We start from the raw sequence: 11,468 nt of genomic DNA, 5'->3' as shown, positions 1-11,468 counted from the left end.
GCCGCCGTGGACGCCGCCCCCGCGGCCGACCGGCCGGCCCGGGTCGCCGCGTACTGGGTGCTCAAGGAGGCGTACCTCAAGGCCGTCGGCACCGGGCTGCGGCGGGAGCTCGCGGGCTTCTCCTTCACCCCGCCGGAGAGCCGGCCGATCCGGGTCACCGACCCGGCCCGGCCGGCCGCCGAGAACGCCGCCTGGCACTTCGAACTGCTCCACCCCGCACCGGGATTCGTCCTCGCCGCCGCCGTGCAGGACGGCCGGGGCGGCCGCATCCACCGCACCCTGATCGCCCCCTAGCCAGCTAAGGACCCCTCATGTCTGCAACCGCCAAGCCCCGGGTCGCGGTCGTCGGCGCCGGCGTGGCCGGCCTGTCCGCCGCCTACCGGCTCCGCGAGCACGCCGAGATCACCCTGTTCGAGCAGGACGACCGCGTCGGCGGGCACGCCCACACGATCGAGGTCGAGGACGCCGGCCGTGTGCTCGGCATCGACACCGCCTTCGTGGTCTTCAACGAGCCCAGCTACCCCAACCTCAGCCGCTTCTTCGGCGAACTGGGCGTCGCCACCCGCCGGCACGAGGGCGGCTTCAACTTCTTCGACCTGGACTCCGGCCTGCAGTACGGCACGGCCGAGATGGCGCTGCCGGAGGAGGAGGTGCTGGCCCGCTACCCGGCGGAGTTCCGCACCATCTGGAGCGAGGCCCGGCGCTTCCACCAGGAGGGCCGCAAGGACTTCCTGCGCAAGCGCACCGACCTGCCGCTGGGGGAGTACCTGGACCGCGGCGGCTACAGCGCCGAGTTCCGGTACGGCTACGTGATCCTGCTGTGCACGGCGGTCTGGTCGGTGCCGGCCGAGCTGATCTGGGAGATGCCGGCCACCACGGTGATCGCCTTTTTCATGGCGCACGACGAGGGCGGCCTCGGCGGGCAGCGGGTCGACTGGCAGACGGTGGAGGGCGGTTCGGTCCAGTACGTGCGGAAGGCGCTGACCGCGATCGACCCCAAGCTGCGGCTCGGCGAGCGGGTGCTGTCGGTCACCGAGCAGCCGGAGGGGGCCACCGTCACCACCGCGTCCGGCGCCGAGCGCTTCGACCACGTGGTGGTCGCCGCGCACGGCGACCAGGCCCGCGCCCTGCTCACCGAGCCGAGCCCGCTGCAGCGCGAGACGCTCGCCCGGATCCGCTACAACTCCTCCGTCGCGGTGCTGCACACCGACCCGTCGGTGATGCCCGCCGACCGCTCCCGCTGGGACAACTGGAACTACGGCAAGGTCGCGGTGGGCGGCGAGGTCCGCCCGTACGTCGCCTACTACATGAACCGGCTGCACGGCTTCGAGTCCGAGCAGGACTACTTCGTCACCCTGGACTGCCCGCTGCCGGTGCGCGAGGAGTCGGTGATCCGCGAGCTGCACTACGAGCACCCGGTGATCGACCTGGACCTGCGCACCCTGCAGAGGACCATCTACCGGGTCAACGAGGGCACCCGGATCAAGCTCTGCGGCTCCTACTTCCACTCCAAGCGGCTGCACTGGGACCAGATCGGCTCGCACGAGGCGGCGTTCTCCTCCGGGCTGGAGGCGGCGGAGCAACTGCTGCGGGAGCTCGGGCGCTGAGGCGCTCCCCGAAAGAGCTGGCATTGGAAAGCGCCACTCTCTATAGTGGATAGCGCAAGGTTCCACTATCGGTTTCGGCGAGCCCTCGTGCGTGGGTTCGCCGATCGGCGGCCGAGGAAGGCTGACCCCATGCCTACGCTCCCCTGGACCACACCCAACGCTCCTCGGCCGCAGGCCCGGGCCGTGGTGATGGCCTCCCGCTTCGAGGTCCGCTCGCTCGCCGACGTGCCGCGCTTCTTCTGGAAGTCGCTGGCCGCCTGGCGGCAGGTCCGCACCGCGCCCGGCGCCGTCGGCGCCTCGCTCATCGCCCAGCCGCTCAAGCGCACCTTCTGGACGCTCTCCGCCTGGGAGTCCCGGGAGGCGCTCTACACCTTCGCCAAGACCGAGCCGCACTACTCGATCATGACCTCGCTGCGGTCGACCATGGACAACTCCACCTTCACCTTCTGGGACGTGCCGGTGGAGGAGCTCCCGATCACCTGGGCCGACGCCAAGCGCCGGCTCGCCGAGCAGCGGCAGGCCGACGCCGCCCCGGCCGAGGGCGCCGGGGCCTGACCGCCGCCGTTCCTCCCGGGCGGGCCGCACCCCGGCCCGCCCGGACCCGGCCGGCCCGGACCCCGCTGCACCGCGACCGTCGAGCCGCGACCCCCCGCACCACGACAGACCCCCGCTGCACCACGACCGAAGGAGAAAGCTGTCATGTCCTCGACAGGATTGCGGTCCGTCCCGGCCGGGGACCTCCCCGCCGACGGCGGCGGCCGCACCGTGCCGCTCTGGCTGTCGATCGTCGCCTGCAGCGTGCCGATGTTCATGGTCGCGCTCGACAACCTGGTGGTCTCCACCGCCCTGCGCACCCTGGCCGTCGACCTCAAGGCCGACACCCGCGACCTCCAGTGGTTCGTCAACGCCTACGTCCTCAGCTTCTCCTGCCTGCTGCTGATCGGTGCCGCGCTCGGCGACCGCTTCGGGCGCCGGAAGGTCTTCGTCCTCGGCATCGCGGTCTTCACGCTCTCCTCGATCGCCTGCGGCCTCGCCGACACCAGCGCCGAACTCATCACCGCCCGCACCGTCCAGGGCTTCGGCGCCGCCGCCGTCATGCCGCTCTCGCTCACCCTGCTCTCGCAGGCCGTCCCCGAGCGGCTGCGCAGCCTCGCCCTCGGCCTGTGGGGCGCGGTCAGCGGCCTCGCCATCGCGCTCGGCCCGGTGGTCGGCGGCGCCGTCGTCGACGGCCTCGCCTGGGAGTGGATCTTCTGGATCAACGTGCCGGTCGGCGTGCTCGCCGTCCCGTTCGTCCTCAAGGTGCTGAAGGAGAGCCGCGGCGAGCGCGCCGGCCTCGACCTGCTCGGCATGCTGCTCGCCTCGGCCGGCCTGCTCGCCCTGGTCTGGGGCATCGTCAACGGCAGCGAGGACGGCTGGACGGACGGCCGCATCCTCGGCGCCTTCGCGGCCGCCGCCGTCCTGCTGACCGCCTTCGTGCTCTGGGAGCGCCGCGTCGAGCACCCGCTGCTGCCGCTCGGCTTCTACCGCGTCCGCGCCTTCACCCTGACCAACGTCGTGTCCGCCTCGATGTACTTCGGCGTGTTCGGCTCGATTTTCTTCCTCTCCCAGTACCTGCAGATCGCGCCCTACCGCACCCCGCTGCACGCCGGCGTGCTCACCCTCGCCTGGACCCTGATGCCGATGTTCATCGCCCCGGTCGCCGGCGCGCTGACCGACCGGGTCGGCGGCGGCCGGCTGATGGCGCTCGGCCTCTTCCTGCAGGCCGCCGGCCTCGCCTGGATCAACCTGGCCGCCACCGACGACACCCCCTACTCCCACCTGGTCGGCGCGATGCTGGTGGCCGGCGCCGGCATGGGCTTCGCCATCGCCCCGACGGCGGCCGTGGTGCTGGGCGCGGTCGGCCCCGAGCACCGCGGCAAGGCCTCCGGCGCCAACACCACCGTCCGGGAGATCGGCGGCGCGCTCGGCATCGCCGTGCTCAGCAGCGTCTTCCTGGAGTACGGCAGCCCGGTGAACGCCCAGGAGTTCGTCAAGGGCCTGCACCCGGCGGTCTGGGTCGGCGTCGCGGTGGTGGTGTTCGGCGGCGCCTGCGCCCTGTTCATCCCGCGCCCGCCCCGCCCGGCCGCCGAGCCGGTGGAGGACGTCCCCGCGGACGAGCCCGCCCCCGCCAACGCCTGACGGACCCGCTCCCGGAGGAGCGGTCGTCGAACGCCGAAGGCCCCCGGAACTCCCGGGGGCCTTCGGCGTGCGTCCGTGCGGCCGTCAGCCGCGGGCGCCCTCGAAGGCGCGGTGCGAGGCGTTCGCCTGGGCCAGCCGGCGCATCGCCCCGATCAGGGCGTCGCCGAGCACGGTGCCCAGCACCGCGCCCTCCACCTTGCTGTCCAGGCCCTCGCGGCGGCCGATCAGCGCCAGCTCCGCCGTGGAGAGCCGCTCCGCGGCGGCCGCGTAGTCGTCGAAGACGTCGAGCAGGTCGTCCTGGCCGAGGTCGCGGAGGGTCACCACCAGCTGGGCCAGCGCCTGCCGGGCGGGGTTGCCCGGCTTCACCTCCCAGCCGTGCCGCTCGACGAGCTCCTCGACCAGCTTCTCCGCACTCTCCCAGGCGTCCGGGTCGGCCGCGGTCACCGCCGGGGTGACGGCGGCCTGGGCGATGCCCAGCACCTGGTGCAGGCTGTTGCCGGGCTCGTCGATCGCCTGCAGGACGTCGCGGGTCGCGGCCACCGAGAGCTTGCCGACCTCGACCATCGCCCGCACCAGCTTCAGCCGGTGCACGTGGGGCTCGCCGTACTGGGCCTGGTTCGGACTGGTCAGCTCGCCGCCGGGCAGCAGTCCCTCCCGCAGGTAGTACTTGATGGTCGGGACCGGCACCCCGGTCCGCCGGCTCAGCTCTCCGATGCGCATGGCGTCCCGTCTGTTCGAGGGTCGGACGGTCCGCGCGGCGGGCGGCGGACCAATATGGATAGCATACGTCTCCACTATCGGTGTCCGCCCGGGAACCGCGGGCACCCGCGCCGGGCACGGCGCCGCCCCGTATACCGTGGTGGGCGTGCAGGTACTCCAGAACGCCCCGCTCGCCCCGCTGACCACGCTCCGGCTCGGCGGCCCCGCCCGCCGCCTCGTCACGGCCACCACCGACGACGAGGTCGTCGCGGCCGTCCGCGAGGCCGACGCGGCCGGCGAGCCGCTGCTCCTGCTGGGCGGCGGCTCCAACCTGGTGATCGGCGACGCGGGCTTCGACGGCACCGTGCTGCGGATCGCCACCCGCGGCTTCGAGCTGGACGGCACCCGCCTGGAGCTGGCCGCCGGCGAGGTCTGGGCCGACGTGGTCGCCCGCACCGTCGCCTCGGGCCTCGCGGGCGTCGAGTTCCTGGCCGGCATCCCCGGCTCGGCCGGCGCCACCCCCGTGCAGAACGTCGGCGCCTACGGCCAGGAGGTCGCCGAGACGATCACCGAGGTCGTCGCCTACGACCGGCAGGCGGGGGAGACGGTCGTCCTCACCAACGCCGAGTGCGCCTTCTCCTACCGGCACAGCCGCTTCAAGGCCGACCCGAACCGCTACGTGGTGCTGCGGGTGCGCTTCGCCCTGGAGGACGCCGCCGGGCAGTCCTCGCCGGTCAAGTACGCCGAGGTCGCCCGGACGCTCGGCGTGGCCGCGGGGGAGCGGGTGGACCTCGCCACCGCCGCCGGCACCGTGCTGGAGCTGCGGGCCGGCAAGGGCATGGTGCTGGACCCGGAGGACCACGACACCTGGTCGGCCGGCTCCTTCTTCACCAACCCGGTGCTCACCGCCGAGCAGTACGCGGCCTTCACCGCCCGGCTCGACGGCCTGACCGCCCCCGCCTTCCCCGCGCCCGACGGCCGCACCAAGACCTCCGCCGCCTGGCTGATCGACAAGGCGGGCTTCACCAAGGGCTACGGCACCGGCCGGGCCACCCTCTCCACCAAGCACACCCTGGCGCTCACCAACCGGGGCTCGGCCAGCACCGAGGACCTACTGGCGCTGGCCCGCGAGGTCCGCGACGGCGTGCGCGCCGCCTTCGGCGTGGAGCTGGTGAACGAGCCCGTGATGGTCGGCGTCGCCCTCTAGGGCGGCAGCGCTCGCCGGGCCGGCCAGCCACCCGTCGATGTCGGCCAGCAGCTCCTTGCGCACCGACTCGGGTGCGAGCGAGCCGCGCACCGACTGGCGGGCCAGCTCGGCGAGCTCGGCGTCGGAGAAGCCGTGCACCGTCCGGACGAGGTCGTACTGGGCGGCCAGCCGGGAGCCGAAGAGCAGCGGGTCGTCCGCGCCCAGGGCCATCGGCACACCGGCCTCGAAGAGGGTGCGCAGCGGCACGTCCTCGGCGCGCTCGTAGACGCCCAGCGACACGTTGGACGAGGGGCAGACCTCACAGGTGACGCCGCGCGCGGCCAGCCGCTCCAGCAGCCGGGCGTCCTCCGCGGAGCGGACGCCGTGCCCGATCCGGCCGGCGCCCAGGTCGTCCAGGCAGTCCCGGACGGACTCCGGGCCGGAGAGCTCGCCGCCGTGCGGGGCCGCCAGCAGCCCGCCCTTGCGGGCGATCTCGAAGGCGCGGTCGAAGTCCCGGGCGAGCCCGCGGCGCTCGTCGTTGGAGAGGCCGAAGCCGACCACGCCGCGGTCGGTGTAGCGGACGGCCAGCCGGGCGAGGGTGCGCGCGTCCATCGGGGACTTCATCCGGTTGGCCGCGACCACCACCCGCATGCCCACCCCGGTGGCCGCCGAGGCCTCCCGCACCGCGTCGAGGATCAGCTCCAGCGCCGGGATCAGCCCGCCGAGCCGCGGCGCGTACGAGGTGGGGTCGACCTGGATCTCCAGCCAGCGCGAGCCGTCCCGCCGCTCGTCCTCGGCGGTCTCGCGGACCAGGCGCCGGATGTCGGACTCGTCGCGGAGCACCGAGCGGGCGGTGTCGTAGAGGCGCTGGAAGCGGAACCAGCCGCGCTCGTCCGTCGCCCGCAGGCTGGGGGGCTCGCCGGAACTCAGGGCCTCCGGCAGCCGCACCCCGTGCTTGTCGGCCAGTTCCAGCAGCGTGGCCGGGCGCATCGACCCGGTGAAGTGCAGGTGGAGGTGGGCCTTGGGCAGGAGGACGACGTCACGCGGGGCTGAAAGGCGATCCATCCACCGATCCTGCCGCATTCCGGCGGCGAACGGGAGCCGCCCCCTGAACATCCCTCGAAAGAATGAGTTTCAACGGGGTGTCAGGGGGCGGTGCGGCAGCCGGGGAGCGTCAGTCGCGGGCCTCGGCCAGCAGTCGCTGGATCCGGGTCACGCCCTCGACCAGGTCGGCGTCGCCGAGCGCGTAGGACAGCCGCAGGTAGCCGGGGGTGCCGAAGGCCTCGCCCGGGACGACCGCGACCTCGGCCTCGTCCAGGATCAGCGCGGCGAGCTCGGAGGAGCTGGCCGGGCGCTTCCCGCGGATCTCCTTGCCGAGCAGGCCCTTGACCGACGGGTAGACGTAGAAGGCGCCCTCGGGCTCGGGGCAGAGCACGCCGTCGATCTCGTTGAGCATCTTCACGATCGTGCGGCGGCGGCGGTCGAAGGCGGTCTTCATCTCGTCGACGGCCGACAGGTCGCCGGCCACCGCGGCCAGCGCGGCCACCTGGGCGACGTTGGAGACGTTGGAGGTGGCGTGCGACTGCAGGTTGGTCGCGGCCTTCACGACGTCCTGCGGGCCGATCAGCCAGCCCACCCGCCAGCCGGTCATCGCGTAGGTCTTGGCGACGCCGTTGACCACGACGCACTTGTCGCGCAGCTCGGGCAGCAGGGCCGGCAGCGAGGTGAACTCGGCGTCCCCGTAGACCAGGTGCTCGTAGATCTCGTCGGTGAGCACCCACAGGCCGTGCTCCAGCGCCCAGCGGCCGATCGCCTCGGCCTCCTCGCGGGTGTACACCGCGCCGGTCGGGTTGGACGGCGAGACGAAGAGCACCACCTTGGTGTTCTCGGTGCGGGCCGCCTCCAGCTGCTCGACCGAGGCCTTGTAGCCGGTGGTCTCGTCGGTGACGACCTCGACCGCCACGCCGCCCGCGAGCTGGATCGACTCCGGGTAGGTGGTCCAGTACGGCGCCGGGACGATGACCTCGTCGCCCGGGTCGAGGATCGCGGCGAAGGCCTCGTAGATGGCCTGCTTGCCGCCGTTGGTCACGAGCACCTGGGAGGCGTCCACCTCGTAGCCCGAGTCGCGCAGCGTCTTGGCGGCGATCGCGGCCTTGAGCTCGGGCAGGCCGCCGGCCGGGGTGTAGCGGTGGTTCTTCGGGTCCTGGCAGGCGGCGACCGCGGCGTCGACGATGTAGCCCGGGGTCGGGAAGTCGGGCTCGCCCGCGCCGAAGCCGATGACGGGGCGGCCGGCCGCCTTGAGGGCCTTGGCCTTGGCGTCCACGGCGAGGGTGGCGGACTCCGCGATGGCGCCGATCCGGGCGGACACCCGGCGGTCGGCGGGACGGACGTTGGCGGGGGTGGAAGCGCTCATGCCTGCATCGTCGCAGAGTGGGCACCGCCGGGGCAGGAGGGTTCCAGCATGCGTACCGGGCGTCCCACGATGTGTCCCCGCAGGCCCGGCGACGGGCCCCGTCGGGCGACGTCGGCAAATGAGGTTCGACCAAACGCCTCGGAACCCGTATGCTCGACCACCGATGGCCCCCGCGGACCGCAACGCCGATGCGTACACCACGCACCGGCACCGATGCGGTAGGTTGGGGGTCAACTCCGGGGCCGCGAGGCACCGTAGGGCACTAGCTCAATTGGTAGAGCACCGGTCTCCAAAACCGGCGGTTGGGGGTTCGAGTCCCTCGTGCCCTGCTGCTTTTTTCGTACCGAGCCCGTTCGCTCCACAGAGCGAGCGGGCTTGATGCGGAGAGGGCCCCGTCAGCAATGCACTTCGCCGGACCGGCGCGCCCACCCCGGGCACGCTTCTCGGCAGGACCCGGATTCAGGTGAGGACGAGTGACGGAGACCACGGGCTCCACCGCAACGCCTGAGAGCGGCAACCCCGAGGGTGCCGACGGCGCTGCCGCCACGCCTGACGAGGCGCTCTCCCGCCGCGACCGGAAGCGCGCCCGCAAGGCGCAGGGCGGCGACCGCAAGTCCGGCAAGCGGGCCAAGAAGGGCCTCTTCGCGCGCATGGCGGTCTTCTACCGCCAGATCATCGCCGAGCTCCGCAAGGTCGTCTGGCCGAGCCGCGGCGAGCTGATCCAGTACACCACCGTGGTCGTCGTCTTCGTCGTCACGATCATGCTCGTGGTCTACGGCCTCGACACCGCCTTCGCCAAGCTCAGCCTGCTGATCTTCGGCTGACCCCGCGCCCGATCCGGCGCGACTTTCCTCCGCGGACGCCACCGGCCCGACCGGCCGGTGCGCGACGTCCGGACACCCGCCCGGCCCCGTCCTGCGCACCCGAGACCGGTGCCCCGCCCCTCCGGGACGGGAGACCGGTCCGGGCTTTCGGCGCCGACAGGGCGGGCCAGCTACCGTTGACTCGGTACTGTTGAGGTATCCGTTACACATCCCAGGAAAGAAGCAGCGCCCGTGTCTGAGTCCCCCCTGTACGACGCCGACGCCGACGAGACCGTCCGCGACGCGGACGTCGCGGCCGAGGCCGCCGACGCCGAGGCTGCGGAGCAGATCCTCGACGCCGCCGACGCCGACGAGGACGAGGTCGAGGCTGCGGACGAGGCGGAGGCGGGCGTGCCGGCCGAGGCCGCCGCGCTGCACGAGGTCGCCGACGCCGAGGCCGCCGCCGAGGAGGCGTTCACCGCCGAGGCGGAGGAGAGCGACCCGGTCGCCGAGTTCCGCGAGAAGCTCCGCCTCGCGCCGGGCGAGTGGTACGTCATCCACACGTACGCCGGCTACGAGAACCGCGTGAAGCAGAACCTGGAGCAGCGCTCCGTCTCGCTGAACGTCGAGGACCGCATCTTCGAGTCGGCCGTGCCGCAGGAAGAGGTCGTCCAGATCAAGAACGGCGACCGCAAGACCATCCGTCAGAACAAGCTCCCCGGCTACGTCCTGGTCCGCATGGAGCTGGACGCCGAGTCCTGGGGCGTCGTCCGCAACACCCCGGGTGTCACCGGCTTCGTCGGCAACGCCTACGACCCGTACCCGCTGACGCTGGACGAGGTCGTCAAGATGCTCGCGCCGGACGTCGAGCGCGCCGCGGCCAAGGAGGCCGGCAAGGCGTCCCCGGTCCGCCCGGTCGAGGTCCAGGTGCTCGACTTCGAGGTCGGCGACTCGGTCACCGTCACCGACGGCCCGTTCGCGACCCTGCAGGCGACCATCAACGAGATCAACCCCGACTCGAAGAAGGTCAAGGGCCTGGTCGAGATCTTCGGCCGCGAGACCCCGGTCGAGCTGTCGTTCGACCAGATCCAGAAGAACTGACGCAGATCTTCGGCTTCGGGGCGGGGCGCAGGCTCCGCCCCGGAGCCGTTTTGGTCCAGGGCCGCATCAGCGGTTAGCCTGGTCCGATGTGTGTGCTGGCGGCCGGGTGTCGCCCCGACCGATGCACACGCCGAAATCACCTCTCGGAAGGACCCGGAGAGACATGCCTCCCAAGAAGAAGAAGGTCACGGGGCTTATCAAGCTCCAGATCAACGCCGGTGCGGCCAACCCGGCCCCGCCGGTCGGCCCCGCGCTGGGTCAGCACGGCGTCAACATCATGGAGTTCTGCAAGGCCTACAACGCCGCGACCGAGTCGCAGCGCGGCATGATCGTGCCGGTGGAGATCACGGTCTACGAGGACCGCACCTTCACCTTCATCACGAAGACGCCGCCGGCCGCGCGCCTCATCCTGAAGGCCGCCGGCATCGACAAGGGCTCCAGCGAGCCGCACAAGACCAAGGTCGCCAAGCTCACGGCTGCCCAGGTCCGCGAGATCGCCACCGTGAAGCTCCCCGACCTGAACGCCAACGACCTGGACGCCGCGTCGAAGATCATCGCCGGCACCGCCCGGTCGATGGGCATCACCGTCGAGGGCTGATCAGCCCAGTCGTCCCCGTGGTAGGGCCGAGCGCGGCCCGTTCCCACCACGAACTCCATCACCTTCAGGAGAAGCAGTGAAGCGCAGCAAGGCCCTCAAGGCCGCGGACGCCAAGGTCGACCGCAGCCGGATCTACGCCCCGCTCGAGGCCGTCCGCCTCGCCCGGGAGACCTCCACCACCAAGTTCGACGCGACCGTCGAGGTTGCCATGCGCCTGGGTGTCGACCCGCGCAAGGCCGACCAGATGGTCCGCAGCACCGTCATCCTCCCGCACGGCACGGGTAAGACCGCTCGGGTCCTGGTCTTCGCGACCGGTGACCGTGCCGAGGCCGCGCGTGCTGCCGGCGCCGACATCGTCGGCTCCGACGAGCTGATCGACGAGGTTGCCAAGGGTCGCCTGGACTTCGACGCCGTCGTCGCCACCCCGGACCTCATGGGCAAGGTCGGCCGCCTCGGCCGCGTGCTCGGTCCCCGTGGCCTGATGCCGAACCCGAAGACCGGCACCGTCACCCCGGACGTCGCCAAGGCCGTCAACGACATCAAGGGCGGCAAGATCGAGTTCCGCGTCGACAAGCACTCGAACCTGCACCTGATCATCGGTAAGGCCTCCTTCACCGACGAGCAGCTGGTCGAGAACTACGGCGCCGCGCTCGAGGAGGTCCTCCGGGCCAAGCCGGCCGCCGCCAAGGGCCGCTACATCAAGAAGATCGCGTTCTCGACCACCATGGGCCCGGGCGTCCAGGTGGACCCGAACCGCACCCGCAACCTCCTCGTCGAGGAGGACCCGGCCGCCGTCTGAGCCACCGTGCTCCGGCAGTAGCCGCGTCCTGGGCGCACCGCGCAGTTCGTGACCGACGGGCCCGCACCCCCTTCACCGGGGGTG

General features: G+C 72.3%; 12 protein-coding genes and 1 tRNA gene. 10 read left to right on the top strand and 3 right to left on the bottom strand.

Going from position 1 to position 11,468, the window contains the following annotated elements; translation table 11 throughout:
- The 4 genes from ABZ641_RS15410 to ABZ641_RS15395 all read left to right on the top strand — a co-directional run.
- The coding region (locus tag ABZ641_RS15410; RefSeq protein ID WP_359982162.1) for a 4'-phosphopantetheinyl transferase superfamily protein at window positions 1-294 on the top strand (294 nt) is incomplete at its 5' end.
- Window positions 295-311: 17 nt separating this feature from the next.
- Window positions 312-1,607, top strand: a complete 1,296-nt coding sequence (locus ABZ641_RS15405; protein ID WP_344621438.1) for an FAD-dependent oxidoreductase — start codon at window positions 312-314, stop codon at window positions 1,605-1,607.
- A 129-nt stretch (window positions 1,608-1,736) separates the two neighbouring features.
- Entirely contained in the window at window positions 1,737-2,162 is a 426-nt protein-coding gene (locus ABZ641_RS15400) for a DUF3291 domain-containing protein (protein WP_359982159.1), read from the top strand.
- Window positions 2,163-2,306: 144 nt separating this feature from the next.
- Window positions 2,307-3,785: an MFS transporter gene (locus tag ABZ641_RS15395; protein ID WP_359982156.1), complete on the top strand. Its 1,479-nt coding sequence runs from the start codon at window positions 2,307-2,309 to the stop codon at window positions 3,783-3,785.
- Window positions 3,786-3,869: 84 nt separating this feature from the next.
- On the opposite strand, the gene ABZ641_RS15390 is transcribed toward ABZ641_RS15395, so the two are convergent.
- Window positions 3,870-4,505: a MerR family transcriptional regulator gene (locus ABZ641_RS15390; protein ID WP_344621441.1), complete on the bottom strand. Its 636-nt coding sequence runs from the start codon at window positions 4,503-4,505 to the stop codon at window positions 3,870-3,872.
- Window positions 4,506-4,650: 145 nt separating this feature from the next.
- On the opposite strand from ABZ641_RS15390, the gene ABZ641_RS15385 reads away from it, so the two are divergent.
- Complete coding sequence (locus ABZ641_RS15385) at window positions 4,651-5,691, top strand: UDP-N-acetylmuramate dehydrogenase (protein WP_344621442.1); 1,041 nt, start codon at window positions 4,651-4,653, stop codon at window positions 5,689-5,691.
- Here the strand turns inward: ABZ641_RS15385 and ABZ641_RS15380 are convergent.
- The gene (locus ABZ641_RS15380; RefSeq protein ID WP_359982153.1) at window positions 5,596-6,735 is read right to left on the bottom strand and encodes an adenosine deaminase; all 1,140 of its coding nucleotides are present in this window, start codon (window positions 6,733-6,735) and stop codon (window positions 5,596-5,598) included. The genes ABZ641_RS15385 and ABZ641_RS15380 overlap by 96 nt on opposite strands.
- 109 nt (window positions 6,736-6,844) lie before the next feature.
- Window positions 6,845-8,083: a pyridoxal phosphate-dependent aminotransferase gene (locus ABZ641_RS15375; protein ID WP_344621444.1), complete on the bottom strand. Its 1,239-nt coding sequence runs from the start codon at window positions 8,081-8,083 to the stop codon at window positions 6,845-6,847.
- A 256-nt stretch (window positions 8,084-8,339) separates the two neighbouring features.
- Between ABZ641_RS15375 and ABZ641_RS15370 the strand changes: the two genes are divergently transcribed.
- The 5 genes from ABZ641_RS15370 (at window position 8,340) to rplA (ending at window position 11,384) form a co-directional block, all read left to right on the top strand.
- Window positions 8,340-8,412 (top strand) — tRNA-Trp (locus tag ABZ641_RS15370).
- Window positions 8,413-8,556: 144 nt separating this feature from the next.
- Window positions 8,557-8,907 (top strand): preprotein translocase subunit SecE, encoded by a 351-nt coding sequence (gene secE, locus ABZ641_RS15365; RefSeq protein ID WP_263104914.1) that lies wholly within the window; start codon window positions 8,557-8,559, stop codon window positions 8,905-8,907.
- A 231-nt stretch (window positions 8,908-9,138) separates the two neighbouring features.
- A complete protein-coding gene (nusG, locus tag ABZ641_RS15360) occupies window positions 9,139-9,987 on the top strand; it encodes a transcription termination/antitermination protein NusG (protein ID WP_344621445.1) in 849 nt (282 codons plus the stop codon).
- 163 nt (window positions 9,988-10,150) lie between these two features.
- A complete protein-coding gene (rplK, locus tag ABZ641_RS15355) occupies window positions 10,151-10,585 on the top strand; it encodes a 50S ribosomal protein L11 (protein WP_030263630.1) in 435 nt (144 codons plus the stop codon).
- Window positions 10,586-10,661: 76 nt separating this feature from the next.
- Complete coding sequence (rplA, locus tag ABZ641_RS15350) at window positions 10,662-11,384, top strand: 50S ribosomal protein L1 (RefSeq protein WP_263104917.1); 723 nt, start codon at window positions 10,662-10,664, stop codon at window positions 11,382-11,384.
- The last annotated feature ends 84 nt before the right edge of the window (window positions 11,385-11,468 follow it).

It is taken from the genome of Kitasatospora sp. NPDC007106 (genome assembly GCF_040634455.1).
Classification (GTDB): domain Bacteria; phylum Actinomycetota; class Actinomycetes; order Streptomycetales; family Streptomycetaceae; genus Kitasatospora; species Kitasatospora arboriphila.
This window is presented reverse-complemented; position numbering and strand designations above follow the sequence as displayed.